We start from the raw sequence: 23176 nt of genomic DNA on the forward strand, positions 1-23176 counted from the left end.
TCAGAGCCCCGTGGCGATGGCGTAGGCCGCCGATCGCGGCGCCTCGCTGCGGGCGCGCAGGCCCATGCGCCCGCCGGCCGCGACGGCGTCCTCGGGGCTGTCGACGACGAACACCCGGATGCCGCGCTCGCGCAGTTCGGACACGACGGGCTTCTGCTCATCCGACAGGGACCAGAACCGCTGATCGGCCGGGACTGCGCGCTCGCGAGCCTGGATGCGTTCCTTGACCTCGATCATGAACAGCGGCGCGGCGCCGCTGCGGCCGTAGACGTTGAGGTCCGGGTGGCCGGCCCACACGCCCATGGCCTTGAACGCGACCGCTTCGAGCTTGCCGCGGGCGCCGCCGTTGGCGACGTGGACACACCGGCAGTCGAAGGCGCGATGCATCGCCGTGACGATCGCCGTCTGGATGCGCTGCTCGTCGCGGGCTCGGGTCATCGAGCCCCTCCCGCGAAGCCGAGCGGAGCGATATCGCCGGTAAGGCCGGGATCAATCCCGACGAGGAAGATCTCCCGCGCCATCAGCGTGCTCCCCGATCCAGGGAGCGATCCACCGAGCCAGCCGGATTCCGAGCCAACTCGACCCGTCCAAGATCCACGTCGCCAGCGTGTTCCTCAACGCATAGGCGAAGGGCCTGTCGGTAGGCCTGGATCCGCGCGAGGTGGGTTCGGTACGCACGTTCGGCATCCTCTCGGGTGCGGGCATCAAGGGCCACCTGACGCAGGCGGTCCATCTCCGCGGCCTCGATACGCCGCGCCTCTCCGTTCCATATCCCGCGGACCCGACGATCGCCGAGCCCCGTGAGCTGCGCGACGCGCGCGAGCGCCACCTTCACGTTCTCGCCGAGCCGCACCGGGCCGGCGATCAGCTCCACGAGCTGCCGTGCTTCAGCCTGGGCTGTCATGCTACCCTCGTGACGCTCGGGACGTTCTCCCGAGAGCTTGGGTGAGAATCCCGACACCTTGGGTCGCTCCTATGGTCTGTTCCCGAGGTGTCGGGAGGGACCACATGATGAGCAGGGCCGGAGGACTTGCGGTGTCCCGGAAGGACGAAGTCGAACACGCGCGACCAGAACACCCTGGCAGGCGAGGTCGCGTGGTGAAGGTCGCCAACGACAACAGCCCTGGCAGGCTGATAGGAGATGGCGACCGGAAGCACGGACGCGTCGTGCGTGTCCGCAGCTATGACCTCCTCACCGCGCTCCAACGCGGTGAGCATGGTCAGGAAGTCCGGCTGGGCGGCGCAGCGAACGACGAACGCGCAGGCGTCCGCCAGCACCTGCGCCTGCTCTTCGTGGCGCTGAACCGCCTGGGCCATGCCCTGGCAGGGCTCTTGAAGCGGTAGGCCACGCTGCATGAGGGCGGCCAGGATCTCAGTCCCACGCGCGACACAGCCGGCATGCTGGGCAGCGCGATGAAGGCGAGCGACGAGATCCGCGAGATCCGGCTCCGTCACGAGGCCACCCGGAACAGGGTCACCCAGCCGTCCTGCGTCAGGAACTGACAGCGACCATCCGCCGTGAGGCGGTAGCGCGCTTTCCGGAAGGGCGGATGCATCATGGTCGGACACCACGGGAGAGCGAGCGTCGGTCGACGCTGGCGCGGCGGAGACATGAAGAGGGAGGCCGCGCCCGTCCGGCGACAGGTCGGAAGCCAAGCCGGGCGCAGAGGGCCGGAAAGCCCCGGCCCGCTCGTGGCGAGCCGGGGAAGTCCTGACCCTGTGTCCGCCGGGGGAGGCGGACCTCGGGGCATCGCCACCGTCGGCGATGCGATCAGGGTTGCGCCCGGTCCGAGACGAGATGGGGCGGGTGTCGGTCGGACCGGGCGCGCCGCCGGCAGGGCCAGGTGTTGGCCGGCGGATCGGGAAAAGGCTGATGGGGCGCATGGCTCACGCCTCGCGGCGGAGCGGGAGGAAGCGGAGCGGACCAGCGGTGTTGGGATCCTGCGCCATGGCCTATGCCTCCGCGGGCTCAGCGGCGAGGAGGCCGCGGGCGGTCACAAGCTGGCGGACAAGGCGGTCGATGTTGGCCGCCGTCAGGTTGATCTGAGAGACGCCGCCAACATCACGGACCGTCAGAACGGTCCGGCCGACCTGGGTGACGTCGTTGACGGCGACTTCGGCGATCTCGTGCCCTGCCGCCGAGACCTCAACGATGCGCTCACGACTATTCACGGCTGCGCCTCCGTCAGGATGCGGGTCGGGCCAGTCAGGGTGTGGGGATGGGAGGCCGCCGGGCGGAACGACGCTGCAGTGGCCACGGTGATGGCCATCAAGACGAGGACTGCGAGATGAGCAGCCAGGATGCGGGAGAGCGGGAGCGGCGCGGTCATGCGGCGGCTCCCTGCTCTGCAGGAGGAGCGGCATGAGCGCAGGTAGCAGCCGCGGTAATGGCGTGGCCGCCGTATGCGCGAGGCGCCCGCCGGGTACTCGCATAGATGCGCTCAAGCGTTCCGTGGTTGACGCCTTCGATGCCGCGCCGGCTGGCCGCCAGCACAACGTCGTCCCACCATCTCGGCGCGATGCTCCCGCGCATCCGCATGAGCCGAGCATGAGAGGTGTGTTTAAGCTTGAGATCGCGGGCGAACTGCTCTGCGCTCGGCCAGAGTGCGATAAGTTCGCCTACTGTGGTAGGGTAACGGGTCATGTTGTATCGGTATCATATGTATCGATACTGTGTCAACACCATCGATACACGGAACCCGCTAACAATGCCGAAAGAGGAGACCAGCGCTGAGGCAAGGATGCGGGACAGAGACAACGACGCGCGGCGCGAGCGGCTCAAACGCGCGCGCTTCGACGCTGGCTACAAGAACGCCTCCATGGCCGCAGAAGCTCTTAGAGACAAAGGCCTTAAGGTCAGCACATACAAATCACACGAGAACGGCACGCGCGACATTACCGAGAACGCGGCCATGCTCTACGCAAGCGCGATGGGAATCTCGTTCGAGTGGCTGTGGAGCGGGAAGGGCGACATGCGAGCAAATGACGCAACCACGCCGCAAAGGAACGTTGCGAACGCTATTACGGCAGTTGTACCCTCTGGGCGACTTATCCCTGTTGTAGGCAGGAAGCGGGTCGGCGAGGGAGGCGCAATCGTGATCGACGGGACGATATCTGGTCGCGTTGAGTGCCCTGGCAATCTCGTTGATGTTGATAACGCCTACAGCACAGAGGTTGTTGGCGACTGCATGCTGCCAAGATATGAGCCAGGAGAGCTTGTATTTATTCACCCAACTCGGCCGTATCACGCTGGCTCGTATGTCTTCCTCAACGTCCGAGATGCGTCGGGCGATCTCATTGGGCTCGTTAAGCGGTACGTTCGTACCACATCCGAGCATGTGATCGTCGAGCAGCTCAACCCGCCGAAGACGCTCACGTTCGATCGGCGATCGGTTGAAGCGGTACATTTGATCGTCGGTTCCGGCATTCGGTAGAGCCATGTATCGCTGATTTAGATACCGGATTGACGAGTATCGATACAAGTGATACAAAATCGGTGTTCCCGATGGAGCACCGCCTTGATGTCCTCCCACTGCCTCCTCAACTGGTCGGTCGCGATCCACCGCATCGCGAAGGACCGTCGGCCCGTCTCGGCCGCCGATCGCGCTGAAGCTCGGACGGCCGCCTCCCTTGCCCGCATCCAGGCGATGCGAGACGGCCATCTTGCCCGCGGCACCTACCGGGGGAGCGCAGCTTGATGCGCACTGCCCCTCTCTCCCGCGCCTGCCTGTCCGCCCGCACGTCGGATGACGGCCATCTGATCGTCCCGACAGATTTCCGCCTCCGCAGGCCGCTTGCCTCGTCCGCCGACGAGCCACGTGAGGGCCGCTCCCGCGCCGCGACCATCCTGTATCTGCTCTGGGCGCTCTCGCTCAGCGGCATCGGCGCCCTGGCCCTGATCGGGATGGCGGCGTGAGATGGCCTCCCAGCACGATCCCCTGCCCCGCCCTTCCTACGCGATCACCATGGCTCTCATGGGCGGGCTGATCACGGCAGGCATCGTCTGCGCGGCTGCGGCTGCACTCATCAACGCCGGCCTCTGGTTCGGGGCGGCTCCATGACCACCGCCACTTGCCTGCCGCCGCCCCGAATTCTGAGGACCCGTCATGTCCGGTACCGAATGGCCTTCGGCCGCCATCGACATGCTCCGCGAGCTCTGGTCCGCCGGCAAGAGCGGCAGCGCAATCGCCGAGGCGATCAATGCTGCGCACGGGCTGAGCCTCTCCCGCTCGGCCGTGATGGGCAAGATCCGCCGGCTCGGGCTGGTCGGACAGCAGGGCGTGCAGCCAGAAGCAGATACGCCGGCCGAGCCCGCGGCACCGGAGCCTGCGGCCGCGCCCGCAGAGCCGCCCCAGCCCTACGTCTTTCGCCCCGAAGGCAAGCCGGCGGAGCGCCCGGCCGACGGCTATCTGCTCCACCAGCTCGGCCCCGGGGATTGCCGCTACCCGATCACAGGGAGCGTAGCGCCCAGCCAGCACCGCTTCTGCGGCGAGCCGGTCAAGGACGGCAGCTGCTACTGCCTGGCCCACTTCCGCATCGCCTACTCGCCGCCCGGCGCCTTCGGCGTCAGTTACGCGAGCCTCGCTGAGAAGCAGGAACAGCGCGACCTCCAGGCCGCGGAGTGACGGCATGACCCCCGCCCGCCGCACAGACCTGTTCGCCGGTTCAGTCGCGCTGCTTCTTCACGTCGTGCGGGCTCGGCTCCGGCTTCTGCGTCACCGTCATGTGGGGGCGAGGAGGCGGTCCGTCCTGCCCCGTCTCAGCCTTCCCCCGCGGCTTTGTCCAGGCAGTACCGGTGGATGGTGTGTCTTTGGACATGGGCTTGTCAGGCATATGAGCCTCCAGTGCTTGCCTCGGCAATGCGCCAACGGAGCGAGTTCACCGGCAGATAGGTACCGCTCCGCGCATCGGGGTGCCGGCATGAGCTCCGCGCGCTCAGTGCTCCGCGAAATCTTCCACGTCGAAGATGCAGTACATGATCCGTATTGCGATGTCGGTCGCGCGAAGAGCTACGTTCAAGTCATCGTCGGCGTCCTCTTCCACATCGACGAAGAACGGCGGCACAGGGCTGTCGTCCGTCATTGGCTCGATCTGGATGTCTCGAATGTACTTACCCCCTGGAAGTTCGCGCACCCGGCGCAGGATCATCTCTTTGACCTCAGCCCGAGTTCTGCGCTGACGCATCATTTCGCCTCCCGCATCAGTGACGGGGGTATGTTCGCTGCGGCACGAGCTGTCGCTCACATTCGTGAAACGGCGACGCGATGACCTCCGCCTGCCTCATCCCGCCCTCAGAGGCGAGCAGAACATCACGAGACGTTCGCGGAAATTCCTTTCCGGACGAAGTGCGAACACCGGCAGTTTTTTGCCGCTTTCCAGAGCGCCCCGATCCCTCATCCGCAGAAGGACACCGCTCATGAGCGCGGACCGTCTCACCTTCCTGGAGTTGCTCGCCATCGGCGCGGCCGTCTTCGAGCTGCTCGTCGCCACCGTCTGGCGGATGCCGGCGGCTGTGATGGCCGACATCGCAGGCTTCTTCGGCCCGCGCCCGGCGTTCTCCTTCATGGGAGCGTGACTTTGTCCCGTCGCATCTACGTCGCCTCGTCCTGGCGCAACCCGAAGCAGCCGGCGGTCGTCTCCGCGCTGCGCGAGGCGGGCCATGAGGTCTACGACTTCCGCAACCCCTTCAATGGCGTGCCGGGATTCGCATGGTCGGAGATCGACCCGAATTGGGAGGCATGGTCGGCCGCCGAGTACCGGCGCCTGCTGACCACGCACCCGATCGCCGCCCGCGGCTTCGTCAGTGACCTGCGCGGCATGCAGTGGGCGGACACCTGCGTCCTCGTGCTGCCGTGCGGGCGCTCTGCGCACCTGGAGGCCGGATGGTTCTGCGGCGCCGGCAAGCGGTGCCTGATCCTGACCCAGGATGGCGAGGAGCCCGAGCTGATGGCGCTGCTCGCTACGGACATCTGCATCTCGCTTGACGAGGTGCTGCAGGCCCTCGCGCCACGGATGCCGAGCGGCAGCGACATCGCCGAGATCATCGGTCCCTACTCTCCCGGCAGCGAGGAGCGAATCCGTGTCTGACGCGGCCGCTCTCTTCGCCCGGCACTGCATCCGCCTCCCTCTTGCCTTGAGCGAGGACCCGGACGAAGTGGGGGTCGTCTGCGACGCGGATGGCTACGAGGTCTTCACGGTCAATACCGAAGGCACGTGGCCGGATGAAACGGCACACGCGGTGGCGGCCATTCTGCTCGGCCGAGCCAACGGCAGTGCGCCGCGTGCGCCAGCCGAGCTGGCGGAGGTCCTCGTCTCCGCCCTCGACAGCATCCGGGCGATCCTCGCACCCGTCGCCGAGGATAGCGAGGCCGCCCTGGCGGCCCTGCAGGTCGCCGAGGATGCGCTGGCGGATCTCCGCCCGCCGGCTGCGGGGGCGCCATGAACGCCCCGCTGCGTTTAAACGCATCCGCTGAGGCGGCCCAGGATGGCGATACCGCCCCGCTCCGGGGCGAGCGGACCTGCCTGGAGTGCGGACAGCCCTACGGGGCTGCAGCGCGCCATTCCGAATTCTGCACCCCCACCTGCCGGCAGGCGTTCAACAACCGCCGCCTGCAGCGCGGAGCGGAGCTCTACGACCTCTACATGGCCCACCGCTTCCAGCGGCCGATCGCCAAGCTCCTCAAGCTCCTCTCCTGCCTCAACCGGCTCGCCCACCTCTACCGCGAGGAGGACCGGCGCGAGCGGGCTGCGCGCCTGTCCTGGCGGGCGCCGGAGGTGGTGCTGGCGAGCCGGCCGTACCTGCGGGCGGTGCGGCTATCGGCGAGGCGGAGGGGCTGACGATGCCGCGCGCCTCCGTCCGAATCGCCCAGCGCCCGACGCCGGACCTTTGGACCGACGACGAGCCGATGACGCTCGCCGAGGCAGTGGCCGTGTTCTTCCCCCATGGACCGATGACGCTCTCGTCCCTTCGGACGGCCTACCGCAACGGTGACCTTGCCGTCCGCCACGTCGCCGGCAAGATGCTGACCACGCCGCGCGCCATCCGAGAGATGACCAAGCCATGCCGGGCCGCAAAGCCAAGCCGCCACGCCTCTACCTCCGCGAGCGGGCCGGCCGTGATCCCGTCTGGGTCGTTCTCCACCGAGGCGCTGAAATCAGCACAGAATGCGGGCCAGACGACCATAGCGGAGCTGCGCGCTTCCTTGCGGCGTACATCGGGCGCCGGCACCAATCGACGCTCGGCAGCCATTCACCCGCTGACCTCGTGATCACCGATGTCCTGACTTTCTACGCGAAGGCCAAGAGCCCTGGCGACGATGCCGGCAAGGACGCGATCGGCCGCTACGACGAGCTGCTGGCCTACATCGCCAAGCTTCTGGAGTTCTGGGGCGACAAACCGGTAGAGGCGATCAAGGGGGCGACCTGCCGTGAGTACGTCACGTGGCGCACCGCGCAGCCCCTGAAGGGCGCCCGCAAGGGAGCGGCACTCGGCAAGCGGGTAACCGCGGCCACGGCGCGTCGCGACCTGGAGGTGTTGCGTGCGGCCGTGAACCTCTACCATGCGGAGTACACCCTCACCGCAGTCCCGAAGGTGACGCTGCCGCCGAAGGCGGGCGCGCGCGAACGCTGGCTGACCCGGTCCGAAGCGGCACGGCTCCTCGGCGCGGCCTGCGGCCTCGTCTGGGATCCCCTTCTCGGACAATGGAAGCGGGACGAGGCCGGGCGCATCGTGCTGCGCGATCGCGTGACACGCACGCGACGCCGGCACATCCGCCGCTTCATCCTCATCGGGCTCTACACCGGCACGCGCCACGAGGCGGTGGAGCGATTGCAGTGGCACCCGAACACGACCGGCGGATGGATCGACCTGGAGCGGGGGCGGATCTACCGGCGCGGCATCGGCGAGCGGGAAAGCCGCAAGCGCCGGCCGCCGGCCAAAATCGCGCACCGGCTGATGGCCCACCTCCGCCGCTGGGCGGAGATCGACGCGAAACCGGAGCCGGCGAGCGAGCGGCGCAAGAGCCTTCGCGAGGCGCCGACCATCTACGTGATCCACCGGACGGACGGGTCGCCGCTCTCGACGCCGATTCGCACAGGGTGGGAGGGCTGCCTTGCCGACGCAGGCCTTGAGCTGGGCATCGTGCCGCACGTGCTTCGGCACACGGCCGCGACGTGGCTGATGCAAGCCGGCGTCGACCCCTGGGAAGCGGCCGGCATGCTCGGCATGACGATCGAGACGCTGCAGACCACCTACGGGCATCACCATCCGGACTTCCAGGAGGGAGCGGCCGGCGCGTTCGGTGGCTGTCGATGAGCTTGGGCAGAATCAGGCTGGCCGCAATTTCATGGGCCATTTCCTGGGCCAGCGAAATCGGGAATTCGCTAAGCCATTGATTTAATGGTCGGAGTGGCAGGATTTGAACCTGCGACCCCCACGTCCCGAACGTGGTGCGCTACCAGACTGCGCTACACTCCGAAGCGTCGGCGTCGCCGACGTGGGGGGCTTATAGCGACGGCCTCGGCAGGCTGCAAGCGGTTCCGGGGCCGAGCGTGGCGTTTCTTCGGCATGAATCGCCCTGAGCGAGATGAGGCTGCGGCGCACCGACCTGGTCCGCACCGAGGATCTTGCTGCCGAGGGGCTCCGGCGCGCCTACAGGCGTGCGGCGAGCGTTGCGATCTCTTGCGCCAGGAGATGAGCCGGCTTGCGCTTGAGGTCCCGGAACGGAATCAGCATGGTCTGCGCCTTGTGGATGCCGCGATAGCCCTCGATCCGGACACCGTCCGGCGCCAGGGTCGCCCGGATGCCCTTCTGCGGCGTCGCGTGGCGCACCACCGCCTGCCCGATCGCCGACAGGCCGAGGACGATCTCGTCCGCGGTGAGGGCCCGATAGCTGCCGAGGTCGTCCATCGTGCGTTCTCCCTGGTCTTCCTGTTGTTGCCCCTTCCTGCCCTGCCGACAGACCGAGGAACCGAGCTCGCCCCATAGGGCGGCTGCGCGTCGCCATGCAACCATGCCGCACCGCCCGGTCGTCAGCGTTCGCCCAAGTCGAGCGCCGGGACGCAGTGCCGCAGGGCGGCATGGACCGGCACGGCCCGCAGCACGGACGGCCGACGCGGGCGGAAGGCTGCGGGTCGGGGCCACCGACTTGCGCCGGTCCGTCCCCGTCGCCCAGAACGCACGGGGAGCACCGATGCGACCGGGAGGTGTCATGCCGGATCCGATGCCGCAGACCGAATACTGGAACGGCGAGGTCGGGGAACGCTGGGCGCGGCTGCAGGACGCCCTCGACGCGGCCTTCACGCCTCTCACCACGGCCCTGATCCGGGCCGCGGCGCTGCGCCCCGGCGAGCGCGTGCTGGATGTCGGCTGCGGCTGCGGGGAGACGACCCTGATCGCCGCGGAGGCGGTCGCGCCGGGCGGCTTCGTCACGGGCCTCGACCTCTCGCGCCCGATGCTGGCGCGCGCCCGGGCGCGCGCGCCGCGGGCCGCGCCGGTCGCCTGGGTCGCAGCGGATGCGCAGACCCATGCCCTCGCCCCGGTCCACGACGCCGTGATCTCGCGTTTCGGCGTGATGTTCTTCGAGGATTCGCGCGCCGCCTTCGCCAATCTCCGCCGCTCGCTGAAGACCGGAGGCCGCCTCGCCTTCCTGTGCTGGCAGAGTCTGGCTGCCAATCCGTGGGTGGTCGTACCGCGCGAGGCGGCCCTGCGCGTCGTGCCGCCACCCGAGCCGCCGGTCCCGGGCGCGCCGGGCCCGTTCCGCTTCGGGGAAGCCGGGCTCCTGGCCGGACTGCTCGCGCAGGCGGGCTTCACCGCGGTGAACGAGGCGGCCGTGACCTGTGGGATCTCGCTCGGCCGCGACGTTGCGCAGGCCGCCCGCTTCGCGCTGAGCGTCGGACCGGTCGCTGCCCTGGTGCGGGAACTCGACGAGGCGCAGCGTGCCCGAGCGCTCGAGGCGGTCACCGCGGCCCTGCCGCAGGAGACGCCGGTGGTCCTCGGCGCCGCCTGCTGGCTCGTGACGGCGATCAATCCGGGCTAGTGCCAGAAGTCCCGGCATGAGATGAGCCGGGTCGCGCCCGAACCGGTGCGGCTTTGCCACTCCCGCCCGATCTCACCTGCACCATGGACCCGACAGCCCGCGAGCAGCGACCTTCTGTAACCGGCCCGCATGGAGAAACGTGTTGTTCTGGATCCCAGCATCAAGACGCCCGAGTCTGGTCGCGAGAGATGCGGAACCTGCGCAAGGTCAACCGTCCTGGTAGGCCGCCATGCCCTTCTTCACCAGCTTGCCCGCCTCCTTGGCGTCGACCCGCTCCTTCACGCGAAAATCCTTGTCGTGGAGCCTGTTGTAGCTCTCGAAGAAGCGCTCGATGCCGGGCAGCAGGGCAGGGTCGAGGTCGCGGAGGTCATGCGCCTTGTCGTAGGCATGGGCGTGGGTCGCAACCGCGACGAGACGGTCGTTGCGCTCCCATGCGCCATCCTTCTCCCGCTCCTCGGCCTCGATCGCACCGATGAGGCGCGCGCTCACCTTCGTCCCGACCGAGAGCGTCTCGTCGAGCAGGATGATGATATCGAGCGGGTCGCCGTCCGCGCCGAGCGTCGAGGGAACAAAGCCGAAATCCACCGGGAAGGTCATCCCGGCGGGCAGGACGAATTTCAGCGCGAAGGTGCCGATCTCCGGATCGTAGGCGTACTTGCTGCGGCTGCCCTTCGGAGTCTCGATGATGACGGTGAGGTCGTTCGTCCTCGTGTCGTAGGTGCTGATGCGCTCCAGGGAGGGTCGGTTCTTGGACACGGGGGATGGCCTCCAGCCGGCAGGGGTATGGGAGAACTTTTGACGGTCGACGAGATTCGACGAGTCCGGAGCGGTCGATCAACTCGTCCTCACAGGATCGATGTGACGCCAAGGGTCAGCGCAGCCAGCAGCATCGCTCCCGTCGCGATCCACCCCATCACCCGCAGCGGTCCGGTGATGACGAACCCGCCCATGATCTTCGGATTCGCGACCATCAGCATCAGCAGCGCCATGACGGGTGCCGCCAGAACTCCGTTCACCACCGCGCTCCAGAACAGCGCATTGATGGGGCTGATCGGCGAGAGCGTCACCGCGGCTCCGAGCACGGTCGCCGCGGCCAGGGCCGCATAGAACGCCTTGGCCTCGACCGGCTTGCGTTCCAGGCCCACGGGCCAGCGACGGAACTCGCCGAGCGCATAGGCCGCCGAGCCGCCGAGCACCGGTAGCGCGAGAAACCCGGTGCCCACGATGCCGAGCGTGAACACCGCAAAGGCGAAGCGGCCCACGATGGGCTCCAGTGCTTTCGCCGCATCGGTCGAGGTCTGAATGTCGGAGGCGCCGTTCGCGTGTAGGGTCGCTGCCGTGGTGACCATGATGGCGAGTGCCACGAGGTTGGAAAAGCCCATTCCGATCAGCGTATCCAGGCGGATGCGCGCCAGGGCGGCGGGCGCCTGCTCGGGCGCGTGCTTGAGCGGATCGCGCGCCGGCTTGGCCCTTGTGTCTTCCACCTCCTGAGCCGCCTGCCAGAAGAACAGGTAAGGGCTGATCGTCGTGCCGAGCACCGCCACCACCATGAGCCAGAACGCCTTGCCGGCATGGAAGCTGGGCACCAGCAACCCGTGCAGCGCCTCGCCCCAGGGCACGTTCACCATCAGGGCCGTTCCGAAGTAGGACAGCAGCGACAGGGAGAGCCACTTCAGGACCGAGACGTAGCGGGTGTGCTTGAGCAGCATCTGCATGGCGATGGTGCCGCCGCCGAGCAGAACGACGAAGGCGAGGCGCGGACCGCCGCTCAGCAGGCTGAGCGCCTCGGCCATGGCGCCCAGATCGGCTCCCAGGTTGACGATGTTGGCGAACAGGAGCAGCGGCAGGATCGCCAGAGCGACACCGGACGAATAGTGCTTTCTCAGGTTGCCGGCGATGCCCCGCCCGGTGGTGCGGCCGAGCCGGGCACTGATCTCCTGCACGGCTGCCATGAGCGGGTAGCTGAACAGCATCGTCCACAGGACGGTGTAGCCAAACTGAGCGCCGGCTTGGCTGTAGGTGGCGATGCCGCTCGGGTCGTCGTCGGACGCGCCCGTGATGAGGCCGGGGCCGAGGATCATCAGCAGGCGGGGTTTGGTGGGGCCGACTGCCGGGCTCCGCACCCCGTCGTCCGTGCTGACGACCCGTTCGCTTGGCGCAACCATCGAGCACTCCAGCCATGCCACTCCGGCCGGGCCAGCCGTCGAAGCTCTGCCAGAACGCAGAAGCTGCGTCAGAGTTGCCGCGGGATCGAAAATTCGCCTCGGGCAGGGCAATCAAGCGATGTCTTGTGCCGCCAGCCACATCGTCACGGCTTGCGGCTCCACTTGCCTCGCCGACGACGACCGCGCAGAGACCTTCCGTCCCCTGACCCTTCCTGCGGTTTCAACTGAACGAGGTGGCAACGAGAGCGAGGGTAGTCGGCAGCATGGTGCCCGACGCCGCCCAGCCGGTCACCTGCAGCGGCAACCCGGAGAAGGCGTTCGCGGGAGCCCGCGAGAGGGCGGCGATCACCGGCATCCGGTCCCACGGCCTGCGACACAGCTTCGCAAGCTGGCAGGTGCAGGAGGATTACCGCAACCGTCGGCGGAGACCGATTTCAGGGCAGGAGGTAATGAGAGAGGGTCGGTGGTACCGCCACCCCGGCTCGAACGGGGGACCTCTAGATCCACAATCTAGCGCTCTAACCAACTGAGCTATGGCGGCCGACGTGGGGCGCTGTGTAATCCGCGCGGGCGGCGCTGACAAGCGGTGTGAGTGCGATCGGAGGGCGGAAAACGTGGAACGGGTGGTCGCAGGCGGCGCGCAGGCGAAAATCCCCGTCGACCGCCGGCCGGAGCACCCCTAAACACCCGGTGCCGCCCGGACCGCGTCCTGGCCCGGCGCGACCTCTCCGACGGCCCGATGACGGCGAAGCCCGACACGATCCGACGCTCACTCACGGACGGCCCCGTCGTGCAGGCGCCCGGCGGCCTGCGGGCCCTGGTGCGCGGCAGCGAGATCGGCCTCGTCGGGCTCGCACTCCTGATCGGCTGCGTGTCGGGGCTCGCGGTCAGCGGCATGGCCTGGACCACGCAGGGGCTGCACCGCCTGTTCTACGGCCTCGCGGATGACGGACGCCTGAGCGCCGTGCCCTCCCTGCCGCCCCTCATCGTGCTCCTCGTGCCGACCCTGGGGGGCGCGCTGCTCGGCCTCGTCATCCGCGTCGGCAACCGCTGGCGCCGTGTCCCGGGGCGTCCGGTGGTCGATCCGATCGAGGCGAACGCCCTGCATGGCGGCCGCCTGAGCCTGCGCGACTCGCTCCTCGTCGCCGTGCAGAACCTGATTTCGAACGGCTGCGGCGCCTCGGTCGGGCTGGAGGCGGGCTACACGCAGGTCTCTGCCGGCCTCGCCTCGCGGCTCGGCCTCGGCTTCGAGTTGCGGCGCTCGGACATGCGGGTGCTGGTCGGCTGCGGGGCTGCCGCCGCCATCGCGGCGGCCTTCGGCGCGCCGCTCACCGGCGCCTTCTACGCCTTCGAGCTCATCATCGGCACCTACGCCATCGCCTCGCTCACGCCGGTCGTGGCCGCCGCCCTCGTCGGCGCCCTCGTGTCCCGGGCCATCCTCCCGCATCCGGCCACGATCATCCTCGACCCGACGCCGCCCGTCAGCCCGGCCGACTACCTGCCGACGATCGGGCTCGGCCTCCTCTGCGCGGGCCTCGGCATCCTGATCATGAAGGGCGTGACGCTCGTCGAGGCGAGCGTCCGGCGCAGCGGGGTGCCGAGCCTCGCGCGGCCCGCCCTCGGGGGCCTCCTGGTCGGAGCCCTGGCGCTCGTCGCCTCGCCCCAGGTGCTCTCGGCCGGGCACGGGGCGCTGCACCTCAACCTCACCGAGGACGGCCCCATCCTGGGCGCCGGCGCCCTCCTCGGGCTCTTCCTCGCCAAGGCGCTCGCCTCCGCGATCTCGATCGGCACCGGGTTCCGCGGCGGCCTGTTCTTCGCGTCCCTGTTTCTCGGCGCGGTGGCCGGCAAGCTCTACGCGATCCTGATGCCGCCGCTGATCGCCACGGCGCTGCCGCCCACCACCTATGCGATCGTGGGCATGAGCGCGCTGGCGGTGGCGGTGATCGGCGGGCCGCTCACCATGACATTCCTCGCCCTCGAACTCACCGGCGACTTCCCGGTGGCGGCCCTCGTGCTGGTGGCGGTGATCGCCTCCTCGCTCGCCGTGCGCAAGACCTTCGGCTATTCCTTCGCCACCTGGCGCTTCCATCTGCGCGGGGAGAGCATCCGCAGCGCCCACGACATCGGCTGGATCCGCAACCTGACCGTCGGCCAGATGATGCGCCGGGACGTGCGCACGGTGCGGGCCGACACGACGCTCGCCGCCTTCCGGCGCAGCTTCCCGCTCGGCTCGGCGAGCCAGGTCGTGGCCGTCGACGAGGTGGGGCTCTATGCGGGGATCGTGCTGGTGCCGGAGGCGCATGCGGCGCCCATCGACGACAAGGCCGGCTCGATGCGGGTCGCCGACATCCTGCGCTGCCACGGCGACGTGCTGCTGCCGCAGATGAACGCCAAGGAGGCGGCCGCCCTGTTCGACCGCACCGAGAGCGAGGCGCTGGCCGTGGTCGAGAACCGCCAGACCGCGCGGGTGATCGGGCTCCTCACCGAGAAGCACACCCTGCGCCGCTACAGCGAGGAACTGGACCGGCAGCGGGCCGCCACCATCGGGGAGACGGGGTGAGGTTCGGGCCCTGTCGGTTGACCCGCGCGCCCGGATGCGCGAGGGCGGACGGATAATCGTTTCGGGGAGCCACGCCATGTCCGCACGCAAGCGTCATTACCGCATCGCCGTGATCCCCGGGGACGGGATCGGCAAGGAGACCGTGCCGGAGGGCGTGCGGGTGCTGGAGCAGGCGGCCAAGCGCCACGGCTTCACCCTCGAACAGAGCTGGTTCGACTTCGCCTCCTACGATTACTACGCCAAGCACGGCCGCATGATGCCGGAGGACTGGAAGGCGCAGATCGAGGGGCACGACGCCATCTTCTTCGGCGCGGTCGGCTGGCCGGAGAAGATCCCCGACCACGTGTCGCTCTGGGGCTCGCTGATCCTGTTCCGGCGCGAGTTCGACCAGTACGTCAACCTGCGCCCGGTGCGGCTGATGCCCGGCGTCCCCTCCCCGCTCGCGGGCCGCAAGCCCGGCGACATCGACTTCTGGGTCGTGCGCGAGAACACGGAAGGGGAGTACTCGAACGCGGGCGGGCGGATGTTCGCCGACACGGAGCGCGAATTCGCCGTGCAGGAATCGGTCTTCACCCGCCACGGCACCGACCGCGTGCTGCGCTTCGCCTTCGAACTCGCCCGCTCGCGCCCGAAGAAGCATCTGACCTCGGCCACGAAGTCGAACGGCATCTCGATCACGATGCCCTACTGGGACGAGCGCGTGGAGGCGATGGCGCTCCACTATCCCGAGGTGTCCTGGGACAAGTACCACATCGACATCCTGACGGCGCATTTCGTGCTCCACCCGGACTGGTTCGACGTGGTGGTGGCCTCGAACCTGTTCGGCGACATCCTGTCGGATCTGGGCCCCGCCTGCACCGGCACGATCGGCATCGCGCCTTCCGGCAACATCAACCCGGACCGGGCCTATCCCTCCCTGTTCGAGCCCGTCCACGGCTCGGCGCCGGACATCGCCGGGCAGGGCATCGCCAACCCGATCGGCCAGATCTGGTCGGGCGCGATGATGCTGGAGCATCTGGGCGAGCGGGACGCCGCCGCCGAGGTCGTGGCGGGCATCGAGCGCGTGCTCGCCGAGCGCACCCTGCGCACCCGCGACCTCGGCGGCAACGCCGACACCACGGCCTGCGGGCGGGCCGTGGCGGAGGCGCTGGGATAATACCAACGGGCCTTGAAAAGGACCGTTGGTTCGGTTCTCGGATTTTCGCCAAGCCTTTGGCTTGGTGTCGGAAATTCGAGATGGGTCAACGGCCCGATGCGTCAGCATCTTGGGCCGTTGGTATAACGGCTCAGGCGGCCGGGGCCTTGCGGGCCCTGGCCTCCGCCCGCGCCCGGGCGACGCCCTCCGGGCCGAGATCGAGGGCGAGGCGCACCGCCTCCTCCATATAGGCCTGGGGCGTCATGCCCGCCTGCTTGGCCGCACGGGCCAGCTGCAGGCCGAGCGCGCCGTCGATCGGGATCGAGGTGCCGCGCGGCGCCTCGGGCTGCGGCACCGCCGCGAGCGCCGGGGCGGGACTGGATAGCGGGGGAAGCCCCAGCGCCGCGCGGCGTCCCTCGGCGGCGAGCCGGTCGGCGCGCTCGTTGCCTTCCTCGCCCGCATGGCCGCGCACCCAGACCCAGCGCACGTCGCGCCGCGCCGCAAGCGCGTCGAGGCGCTCCATCAGGTCGCGGTTCTTCACCTCGCCCGTCGTCGTGCGCCAGCCCTTGGCCTTCCAGCCGCGCATCCATTCGGTGACGGACTTCACCACGTACTGGCTGTCGCAGCGCATCTCGATCGCGGCGCCCTCGGGGAAATGCTCGAGGGCGCGGATCGCTGCCGTCAGCTCCATGCGGTTGTTGGTGCTGCGAGGGTCGCCGCCGCTGAGTTCGATCGGCCCCTCCGGCGCCAGGATCACGACGCCCCAGCCCCCCGGGCCGGGATTGGGGTCGCAGCCGCCGTCGGCGTAGACGATGGTTCGCATGGGCACTGAACTCTTCTCGTGTGACGCAACGCGGGCGGGCCGTCCCGTCCGATGGGCCCGTTCTGACTGCCGCCATCCGGGCGGCGCCGCAACCGCGGGCTTCATCCTGTCACGAGAAGCTGAACGGAATCCCGAGGCCCTGGGCCTCTTGCCCACGGTCCCCGTGGCAGTGATGCTCGATGCCGTCTCCAGCGGGCTCGGCGTCGCCGGGAAGGCGCGCCGCGAGGCCGCCGAGCCTGTCCGACCGCCTCCAGGGGCCCTTTGAGCATGACCCTCCTGCACAAGACCTACGGCAAGGGCCGCGTCCGCGTCATGTGCGTCCACCGCGACGGCGGGCGCCACGCGGTGCGCGAACTCACCGTCCAGGCGATGCTGACCGGCGGCTTCGACCCCGCCTTCACCCACGCCGATAATTCCACCACCGTCTCCACCGACACGGTGAAGAACGTCGTCAACATCGTGGCGCGCGAGACCATGACCCTGCCGGCCGAGGCCTTCTGCCAGGCGGTGGCGCAGCGCCTGCTCGATTCCTACGCCATGGTCGAGACCGCGACCGTGACCGCCCACGAGACCCGCTGGTCGCGGCTCTCGATCGACGGGACGCCGCACCCGCACGCCTTCACCCTCGACGGCAACGGCAAGTCCGTCGCCAAGGTGAGGATGGGCCGGGGCGGCGCGCTGACGGTCGAATCCGGCCTCTCGGGCTTCACCATCCTCAAGACCACCGGATCCGGCTGGGCGAATTTCGTGAAGGACCCCTACACCACGCTGCGCGAGACGCATGACCGCCTCGCCGCGACCAGCATGGAGGCGTCCTGGCTGTGGTCGCGCCCGCCGGCGGATTACCCGGCCGCCAACGCGCTCATCCTCGACAGCCTGCTCAGGGTCTTCGCCACCACCTACAGCCACAGCATCCAGGACAGCCTCTACCGGATGGCGCAGGCGGCGCTCGCTTCCGTGCCGGAAATCGAGACCGTCAGCCTCGCCTGCCCGAACAAGCACTACCTGCCGATCGACCTCTCGCCCTTCGGCCTCGACAACGACAACCAGGTCTTCGTCGCCACCGACGAGCCGCACGGCCAAATCGAGTGCACGGTCGGGCGATGAGGACGACGCTCGATGCCCTCAACGCGGCGAGCCCGGAGGCCTTCGCGGGTTTCGCGGGCGACCTCTTCGCGGGCGCAGCCTGGGTCGGGGAGCGGGCGGCCCGCGCCCGCCCCTTCCCGACGGTGGCGGCGCTGCATGCGGCGCTCCTCGCAGCGGCGAGCGACGCCTCGCCCGAGGAGCGGCGGGACCTCGTGCGCGGCTTTCCCGATCTTGCCGCCGAGCTTGCGGAGGACGGCTTCGACCGGCTGCCCGCCGCGGAGGCGGAGACCCTTGCGCGGTTCAGCGCCGCCTATCGGGCGCGCTTCGGCTTTCCCTTCGTGCTCTGCACCCGGCGCCGGACCCGCGAGGCCATCCTCGACAGCCTCGAGGCGCGCCTCTCCGGCGACACGGAGACGGAACTCGCCGCGGCGCTCGCCGAGATCGGGCACATCACGCGGCTGCGCCTCGTCGACCGGGTCGAGGGGCCGGGCCCGCCTCCGACGACGGGCCGCCTCTCGACCCACATCCTCGACACGCATGGCGGGCGCCCCGCGGCGGGCGTCGCGCTGCGGCTCTACGTGGTCGGGCGCGGCGGGCGCCGGCTCCTCGACAGCCGCACCACCAATGCGGACGGCCGCACCGACACGCCGCTCCTCGCGGGCACCCCATTGCGGGCGGGCCGCTACGAGATCGAGTTCGACATCGGTCCGTATTTCCGCGGGCAGGTCGATCCGGCGGTGCGCAACCTCTTCCTCGAAACCGTCCCGGTCCGCTTCGGCATCGACGAGCCGGAGGGCCATTACCACGTGGCGATGATCGCCACGCCGTGGAGCTACACGGTGTATCGGGGGAGTTGAGGGGGCATCGGCCGTTCGGTGCGCCAGGCCGGACAAGGATCGCGCGCTTGCCGCCCGCCACAGCCCGCTACCACCTCCGGCTGCGCCGCCTCGCTACATGTCGCCCTTGCGCCGGCCTTAGGCCGGCGGTCACACCGGAGAGAGGCACTTCGTCCCCATGGCCAAGCCCGTTCACTCGATGATCCGCGTGCGCGACGAGGCGCGCTCGCTCGCCTACTACGCCAAGGCCTTCGGGCTGGAGGTCGCCGACCGTTTCGAATTCGACAGCTTCGCGCTCGTCTACCTGCGCGACCCCGCCTCGCCCTTCGAGCTGGAGCTGACCGTCAACTTCGACCGCCAGGAGCCCTACGAGATCGGCAACGGATACGGCCACCTCGCGGTCGTGGTCGAGGACGTCGATGCCGAGCACGCGCGCTTCACGCGCGAGGGCCTCCCGGCGACACCCGTGAAGGACTTCCAGCACCAGGGCCGCACGCTCGCCCGGTTCTTCTTCGCCACCGACCCGGACGGCTACAAGATCGAGGTGATCCAGAAGGGCGGCCGCTTCGCCTGACCGCCGGGGCGATCACGACGTCAAGAATCCGTTCGTGCCGCGCCCCTACTCCGCCGCCATCAGGGCCGGCTGGCCGAACCGGCCGGTCCCGCCCTTGGCGAGGTAGATCAGGCAGGAGCAGCGCAGCAGCGAGGCGAAGTTGCGCACCTCGCCGTGCCGCTCCAGCACCTCGTCATGGAGCTTCGTCGCGAATTTGGCGACGCTGAGGTTCTCCTGCCGGGCGATGTCCTCGAGGATCATCCAGAACGCCGTCTCGAGCCGCAGCGACGTGCTGTGCCCGCCGATGCGCAGCGAACGCGTTTCGCAGGCGTAGCTCTCCGGCGGCTGCTCCGCGAAGATGCGGCACATGGCATCCCTCCGTGCTTTCGCGAAAGCTAGTCAGAGCGGCAAGCGGCCGGCAAGCGGATGCGGCGTGAAGCTGCGTCGGGGGAGCCGCGCGCCCCGGCGCTGTTCCCCTCGGAGCCGACATGCTCTAGAGGGGCGACGTCCCGACCGATACCCCCGAGACCCGTCATGTCCGCCGCCCTCCGTCCCGTCCCGCGCCCCGGCGTTCTCGAGATCGAGGCCTACGTGCCGGGCAAGAGCGCGGCGCCGGCCGGCGTGAAGCTGCACAAGCTCTCCTCGAACGAGACGCCGCTCGGCCCGAGCCTGGCGGCCATCGCGGCGATGCGCGAGACGGGAGCCCATCTCGAACTCTACCCGGACGGCAGCGCGACGGACCTGCGCCGGGCCATTGCCGGCAAGTACGGGCTCGATCCCGAGCGCATCGTCTGCGGCGCGGGCTCGGACGAGCTGTTGTCGCTCCTCACCTACGCCTATCTGGGCCCGGGCGACGAGGGCGTCTACTCGCAATACGGCTTCCTGGTCTACCGCATCGCCATCCTGGCGGCGGGCGGCACGCCGGTGGTGGCGCCCGAACGCGACCACACCGCCGACGTGGATGCGATCCTGAAGGCGGTCACGCCGCGCACCCGCATCGTCTATCTGGCCAATCCCAACAACCCGACCGGCACCTACCTGCCCTTCGACGAGGTGCGGCGCCTGCATGCGGGGCTGCCGGGCAACGTGCTCCTGGTGCTCGATGCGGCCTATGCGGAATACGTGCGCCGCAACGACTACGCGGCGGGACTCGAGCTCGTGGCGGAATCCGAGAACGTCGTCATGACCCGGACCTTCTCGAAGGTCTACGGGCTCGCGGCCCTGCGCATCGGCTGGATGGTGGCGCCGGCCGCCGTCGTGGATGCCGTCAACCGCATCCGCGGCCCCTTCAACCTGAGCACGGCGGCGATCGCGGCGGGAACGGCGGCGATCGCGGACGACGCCCATATCGCGGCGGCGGTGGCCCACAACGACGCATGGCTGCCGAAGGTGACGCGCGCCCTCACCGATCTCGGCCTGCAGGTCACACCGAGCGTCGGCAACTTCGTGCTGATCCACTTCCCCGATGCGCCGGGCCGGAGCGCCGCCGATGCCGACGCCTTCCTCACCGCGCGCGGCCTCATCCTGCGCCGCGTGGGGGCCTACGGCCTGCCGAACGCACTGCGCATGACGATCGGCTCGGCGGAGGCGAACGAGGCGGTGATCGCGGCGCTCGGCGACTTCATGCGGGAGCAGGACGATGCTTGACCATCCCACCCGCATCGGCCGCCTCGCCCTGGTCGGCCTCGGGCTGATCGGCTCCTCGATCGCCCGCGGCGCCCGCGCGAACGACCTCGTCGACACCATCGTGGCCATCGACCGCGACCCGGCCGTGCTGGAGCGCGTCCGGACGCTCGGGCTCGCCGACCACGTCACCGACGACCTCGCGGCCGGCGTCGCGGAGGCGGACCTCGTCATCCTCTGCGTCCCGGTGGGGGCGGTCGGGCCCGTGACCGCCGCGCTCGCGGGCGCGCTCAAGCCCGGCGCCATCCTGTCGGATGTGGGCTCTGTGAAGGGGGCGGTGATGGCCGCGGCGGCGCCGCACGTGCCGGACCACGCCGCCTTCGTGCCCGCCCACCCGGTCGCCGGCACCGAGCAATCGGGGCCGGATGCGGGCTTCGCCACCCTGTTCCAGGGCCGCTGGTGCATCCTGACGCCGCCCGAGGGCACGCCGCCGGAGGCCGTCGCCCGGGTGCGCGGCTTCTGGGAGGGCCTCGGCTCCGTCGTCGAGACCATGACGGCGGCCCATCACGACCTCGTGCTCGCCATCACCAGCCACGTGCCGCACCTCATCGCCTACAACATCGTGGGCACGGCGGCCGATCTCGAGACCGTGACGCAGTCCGAGGTCATCAAGTTCTCGGCCGGCGGCTTCCGGGACTTCACCCGCATCGCGGCCTCCGACCCGACCATGTGGCGCGACGTCTTCCTCAACAACAAGGAGGCGGTGCTGGAGGTGCTGGGCCGCTTCAACGAGGATCTGGCGGCGCTGGCGCGGGCGATCCGCTGGGACGACGGCGACGCGCTCCACGCCCTGTTCACCCGCACCCGCGCCATCCGCCGCGGCATCGTGGCGATGGGCCAGGAGACCGCCGAGCCCGATTTCGGCCGAAGGGGCGCCAAGGGCTGACCTCCGCGCCGCCGCCACACCCGCCCCGAAGGGAACTCTTTCCGCCCTCAAGCTTTGCCATAAGCGTTGCCATTCGGTCGGGCTTGCCCGAAAGTCCGGCCGAGGCGGCGCAGCGAGACCGACGGCGGAGTTCCCGTGTTCCTTCGATCGCACCGTGTGCGCGGGCTTCTCGCCGCGCTGATCGCCGCGCCGGTCGCGGCCTGCTCCTCGATCCCGCGCGTACCCTACACGGCCGCGGAGGCCGCGGTGGCGACCGTGCCGGGTCAGGCGCCGACCATCCGCTACTGGGCCGACGCGCCGGCCTCCGCCTTCGCGGGCGTGAGCCGGGCGGCGACGTCCCAGCGGGAGCCCTTCACCTACCTGGCCCTGTCGGGCGGCGGCGGCGACGGGGCCTACGGGGCGGGCGTGCTCAACGGCTGGACCGAGAGCGGCCGGCGCCCGGTCTTCACCCTCGTCTCGGGCGTCTCGACCGGCGCGCTCATCGCGCCCTTCGCCTTCCTGGGTCCGGCCTACGACGCGACGCTCCGCGAGATCTACACCAGCGGCATCGCCTCGACGCTGGTGCAGTCGCCGAGCCCGATCAATCTCCTGATCGGCGACGGGCTGTTCGGCGATCAGCGCCTGCGCGACCTCGTCGGGCGCTACGTCACCCCCGAACTCCTCGCCGAGATCGCCGAGGAGCACCGCAAGGGGCGCCGCCTTCTCGTCGTCACCACGAACCTCGATTCGCAGCGCGCCGTGATCTGGGACATGGGCGCGATCGCCGCGAGCGGCCAGCCGAACGCCGTGGCGCTGTTCCGCGACGTGCTCACCGCCTCCGCCAGCGTGCCGGCAGTGTTCCCGGCCATGCTGATCGACGCGCAGGCCGGCAACCGCGCCTTCCAGGAACTGCACGTGGACGGCGCGGTGGCGACCCCGGTCTTCACCCTGCCCGAAGCCTATCTGGCGCAGGATTCCCGCGTGGTCAGCCACCGCGGCAGGCCCAACATCTACGTCATCATCAACGGCCGCATCGAACCGAGCTTCGACGTCGTCGAGAACCGCACGCTCGCCATCGCGTCGCGCACCCTCTCGACGGTGGGCCGCGCCCGGGCCCGCGCCTCCCTCGCGAGCACTGCCGCCTTCGCGCGCCGCAACGGCATCGGCTTCAACCTCACCTATATCGACCGCCGCCAGCCCGAGGTCGCAGCCCAGCAGGGCTTCGACACGGCCTATATGCGCGCGCTGTTCAACGACGGCTACGAGAAGGCCCGCTCCGGCGCCCTGTGGGAGACAACGCTGCCGCGGGACTCCGTGCTGGCGACGCAGGCCAGCCTTCAGTAGGGCGCGCTTGCGGTTCTCCCCGGCCTAGAGCATTTTCCGACGACGTGGATACCGGTTCGTCGCAGAAAATGCGGCAAAATCAAAAACCT

31 protein-coding genes and 2 tRNA genes are annotated in these 23176 nt (G+C 69.5%); 21 read left to right on the top strand and 12 right to left on the bottom strand.

Translation table 11 applies throughout. From position 1 onward, the window contains the following. Nucleotides 1-438 (bottom strand): VRR-NUC domain-containing protein, encoded by a 438-nt coding sequence (locus MNOD_RS27325; RefSeq protein ID WP_015932215.1) that lies wholly within the window; start codon nt 436-438, stop codon nt 1-3. Nucleotides 439-520: 82 nt separating this feature from the next. Next, complete coding sequence (locus tag MNOD_RS27330) at nt 521-904, bottom strand: hypothetical protein (RefSeq protein ID WP_015932216.1); 384 nt, start codon at nt 902-904, stop codon at nt 521-523. Nucleotides 905-1095: 191 nt separating this feature from the next. On the opposite strand from MNOD_RS27330, the gene MNOD_RS47175 reads away from it, so the two are divergent. Then, nucleotides 1096-1344: a hypothetical protein gene (locus tag MNOD_RS47175; RefSeq protein WP_157091571.1), complete on the top strand. Its 249-nt coding sequence runs from the start codon at nt 1096-1098 to the stop codon at nt 1342-1344. Between the two features lie 609 nt (nt 1345-1953). Here the strand turns inward: MNOD_RS47175 and MNOD_RS47180 are convergent. Beyond that, nucleotides 1954-2172, bottom strand: a complete 219-nt coding sequence (locus MNOD_RS47180; RefSeq protein ID WP_015932218.1) for a hypothetical protein — start codon at nt 2170-2172, stop codon at nt 1954-1956. Continuing rightward, nucleotides 2169-2330 (bottom strand): hypothetical protein, encoded by a 162-nt coding sequence (locus MNOD_RS48305; RefSeq protein ID WP_015932219.1) that lies wholly within the window; start codon nt 2328-2330, stop codon nt 2169-2171. Before MNOD_RS48305 ends, MNOD_RS47180 begins: the two co-directional genes overlap by 4 nt. A 378-nt stretch (nt 2331-2708) precedes the next feature. On the opposite strand from MNOD_RS48305, the gene MNOD_RS27345 reads away from it, so the two are divergent. The 5 genes from MNOD_RS27345 to MNOD_RS41775 all read left to right on the top strand — a co-directional run bounded on the left by MNOD_RS27345 (nt 2709) and on the right by MNOD_RS41775 (nt 4625). Continuing rightward, nucleotides 2709-3434, top strand: coding sequence for a LexA family transcriptional regulator (locus tag MNOD_RS27345; RefSeq protein ID WP_043749530.1), 726 nt, complete (start codon nt 2709-2711; stop codon nt 3432-3434). A gap of 87 nt (nt 3435-3521) precedes the next feature. Next, complete coding sequence (locus MNOD_RS47185) at nt 3522-3698, top strand: hypothetical protein (protein ID WP_015932221.1); 177 nt, start codon at nt 3522-3524, stop codon at nt 3696-3698. Next, entirely contained in the window at nt 3698-3916 is a 219-nt protein-coding gene (locus MNOD_RS27350; RefSeq protein ID WP_015932222.1) for a hypothetical protein, read from the top strand. The genes MNOD_RS47185 and MNOD_RS27350 overlap by 1 nt, the downstream gene beginning before the upstream one ends. Nucleotide 3917: 1 nt before the next feature. Continuing rightward, on the top strand, nt 3918-4061 hold the full coding sequence (locus MNOD_RS47190; protein WP_015932223.1) for a hypothetical protein: 144 nt from the start codon (nt 3918-3920) through the stop codon (nt 4059-4061). A gap of 45 nt (nt 4062-4106) precedes the next feature. Next, complete coding sequence (locus tag MNOD_RS41775; RefSeq protein WP_015932224.1) at nt 4107-4625, top strand: GcrA family cell cycle regulator; 519 nt, start codon at nt 4107-4109, stop codon at nt 4623-4625. 310 nt (nt 4626-4935) lie between these two features. On the opposite strand, the gene MNOD_RS27360 is transcribed toward MNOD_RS41775, so the two are convergent. Beyond that, nucleotides 4936-5187, bottom strand: coding sequence for a hypothetical protein (locus tag MNOD_RS27360; protein ID WP_043749531.1), 252 nt, complete (start codon nt 5185-5187; stop codon nt 4936-4938). 229 nt (nt 5188-5416) lie between these two features. On the opposite strand from MNOD_RS27360, the gene MNOD_RS48310 reads away from it, so the two are divergent. The 6 genes from MNOD_RS48310 to MNOD_RS27385 all read left to right on the top strand — a co-directional run bounded on the left by MNOD_RS48310 (nt 5417) and on the right by MNOD_RS27385 (nt 8314). After that, entirely contained in the window at nt 5417-5575 is a 159-nt protein-coding gene (locus MNOD_RS48310) for a hypothetical protein (RefSeq protein WP_015932227.1), read from the top strand. A gap of 2 nt (nt 5576-5577) precedes the next feature. Continuing rightward, nucleotides 5578-6087 (top strand): hypothetical protein, encoded by a 510-nt coding sequence (locus MNOD_RS27365; protein WP_015932228.1) that lies wholly within the window; start codon nt 5578-5580, stop codon nt 6085-6087. Continuing rightward, nucleotides 6080-6442: a hypothetical protein gene (locus MNOD_RS27370; RefSeq protein ID WP_015932229.1), complete on the top strand. Its 363-nt coding sequence runs from the start codon at nt 6080-6082 to the stop codon at nt 6440-6442. The genes MNOD_RS27365 and MNOD_RS27370 overlap by 8 nt, the downstream gene beginning before the upstream one ends. Then, a complete protein-coding gene (locus MNOD_RS27375) occupies nt 6439-6837 on the top strand; it encodes a hypothetical protein (protein ID WP_015932230.1) in 399 nt (132 codons plus the stop codon). The genes MNOD_RS27370 and MNOD_RS27375 overlap by 4 nt, the downstream gene beginning before the upstream one ends. 68 nt (nt 6838-6905) lie before the next feature. Next, nucleotides 6906-7268: a hypothetical protein gene (locus tag MNOD_RS48315; protein ID WP_210161788.1), complete on the top strand. Its 363-nt coding sequence runs from the start codon at nt 6906-6908 to the stop codon at nt 7266-7268. Then, on the top strand, nt 7265-8314 hold the full coding sequence (locus MNOD_RS27385) for a tyrosine-type recombinase/integrase (protein ID WP_198157544.1): 1050 nt from the start codon (nt 7265-7267) through the stop codon (nt 8312-8314). Before MNOD_RS48315 ends, MNOD_RS27385 begins: the two co-directional genes overlap by 4 nt. Before the next feature lie 85 nt (nt 8315-8399). Here MNOD_RS27385 and MNOD_RS27390 read toward each other — a convergent pair. Then, nucleotides 8400-8476 (bottom strand) — tRNA-Pro (locus MNOD_RS27390). 174 nt (nt 8477-8650) lie between these two features. Further along, nucleotides 8651-8908 (bottom strand): hypothetical protein, encoded by a 258-nt coding sequence (locus MNOD_RS27395; protein WP_015932233.1) that lies wholly within the window; start codon nt 8906-8908, stop codon nt 8651-8653. A gap of 301 nt (nt 8909-9209) precedes the next feature. On the opposite strand from MNOD_RS27395, the gene MNOD_RS27400 reads away from it, so the two are divergent. After that, nucleotides 9210-10037, top strand: a complete 828-nt coding sequence (locus tag MNOD_RS27400) for a class I SAM-dependent methyltransferase (RefSeq protein WP_015932234.1) — start codon at nt 9210-9212, stop codon at nt 10035-10037. A gap of 207 nt (nt 10038-10244) precedes the next feature. Here the strand turns inward: MNOD_RS27400 and MNOD_RS27405 are convergent, their stop codons facing one another. The 3 genes from MNOD_RS27405 to MNOD_RS27415 form a co-directional block, all read right to left on the bottom strand. Continuing rightward, nucleotides 10245-10793, bottom strand: a complete 549-nt coding sequence (locus MNOD_RS27405) for an inorganic diphosphatase (RefSeq protein WP_015932235.1) — start codon at nt 10791-10793, stop codon at nt 10245-10247. 89 nt (nt 10794-10882) lie between these two features. Continuing rightward, complete coding sequence (locus MNOD_RS27410) at nt 10883-12202, bottom strand: Nramp family divalent metal transporter (protein ID WP_015932236.1); 1320 nt, start codon at nt 12200-12202, stop codon at nt 10883-10885. Nucleotides 12203-12666: 464 nt separating this feature from the next. Next, nucleotides 12667-12743, bottom strand: a tRNA-His gene (locus tag MNOD_RS27415). Between the two features lie 198 nt (nt 12744-12941). Between MNOD_RS27415 and MNOD_RS27420 the strand changes: the two genes are divergently transcribed. Together MNOD_RS27420 and MNOD_RS27425 are read left to right on the top strand one after the other, a co-directional pair. After that, nucleotides 12942-14762 carry a chloride channel protein gene (locus tag MNOD_RS27420; RefSeq protein WP_015932237.1) on the top strand — a complete coding sequence of 607 codons (1821 nt, stop codon included), beginning with the start codon at nt 12942-12944 and terminating at the stop codon, nt 14760-14762. A gap of 76 nt (nt 14763-14838) precedes the next feature. Next, nucleotides 14839-15918, top strand: coding sequence for a tartrate dehydrogenase (locus MNOD_RS27425; RefSeq protein ID WP_015932238.1), 1080 nt, complete (start codon nt 14839-14841; stop codon nt 15916-15918). Between the two features lie 130 nt (nt 15919-16048). Here MNOD_RS27425 and rnhA read toward each other — a convergent pair whose 3' ends face one another. Then, on the bottom strand, nt 16049-16720 hold the full coding sequence (rnhA, locus tag MNOD_RS27430) for a ribonuclease HI (RefSeq protein ID WP_015932239.1): 672 nt from the start codon (nt 16718-16720) through the stop codon (nt 16049-16051). Between the two features lie 267 nt (nt 16721-16987). Between rnhA and pucL the strand changes: the two genes are divergently transcribed. The 3 genes from pucL (at nt 16988) to MNOD_RS27445 (ending at nt 19216) form a co-directional block, all read left to right on the top strand. Then, entirely contained in the window at nt 16988-17827 is an 840-nt protein-coding gene (pucL, locus tag MNOD_RS27435) for a factor-independent urate hydroxylase (RefSeq protein WP_015932240.1), read from the top strand. Beyond that, nucleotides 17824-18663, top strand: a complete 840-nt coding sequence (gene uraD, locus MNOD_RS27440; RefSeq protein ID WP_015932241.1) for a 2-oxo-4-hydroxy-4-carboxy-5-ureidoimidazoline decarboxylase — start codon at nt 17824-17826, stop codon at nt 18661-18663. Before pucL ends, uraD begins: the two co-directional genes overlap by 4 nt. 157 nt (nt 18664-18820) lie before the next feature. Continuing rightward, complete coding sequence (locus MNOD_RS27445; protein ID WP_015932242.1) at nt 18821-19216, top strand: VOC family protein; 396 nt, start codon at nt 18821-18823, stop codon at nt 19214-19216. 45 nt (nt 19217-19261) lie between these two features. Here MNOD_RS27445 and MNOD_RS27450 read toward each other — a convergent pair whose 3' ends face one another. Continuing rightward, entirely contained in the window at nt 19262-19564 is a 303-nt protein-coding gene (locus MNOD_RS27450) for a ribbon-helix-helix domain-containing protein (protein ID WP_015932243.1), read from the bottom strand. A gap of 165 nt (nt 19565-19729) precedes the next feature. On the opposite strand from MNOD_RS27450, the gene hisC reads away from it, so the two are divergent. The 3 genes from hisC (at nt 19730) to MNOD_RS27465 (ending at nt 23087) form a co-directional block, all read left to right on the top strand. Continuing rightward, nucleotides 19730-20842, top strand: a complete 1113-nt coding sequence (gene hisC, locus MNOD_RS27455; protein ID WP_015932244.1) for a histidinol-phosphate transaminase — start codon at nt 19730-19732, stop codon at nt 20840-20842. Next, nucleotides 20835-21764, top strand: a complete 930-nt coding sequence (locus MNOD_RS27460; RefSeq protein WP_015932245.1) for a prephenate/arogenate dehydrogenase family protein — start codon at nt 20835-20837, stop codon at nt 21762-21764. The genes hisC and MNOD_RS27460 overlap by 8 nt, the downstream gene beginning before the upstream one ends. A gap of 135 nt (nt 21765-21899) precedes the next feature. Continuing rightward, a complete protein-coding gene (locus MNOD_RS27465; protein ID WP_015932246.1) occupies nt 21900-23087 on the top strand; it encodes a patatin-like phospholipase family protein in 1188 nt (395 codons plus the stop codon). Nucleotides 23088-23176: the final 89 nt, after the last annotated feature.

It is taken from the genome of Methylobacterium nodulans ORS 2060, from assembly GCF_000022085.1.
In the GTDB taxonomy this organism is placed as follows: Bacteria; Pseudomonadota; Alphaproteobacteria; order Rhizobiales; family Beijerinckiaceae; genus Methylobacterium; species Methylobacterium nodulans.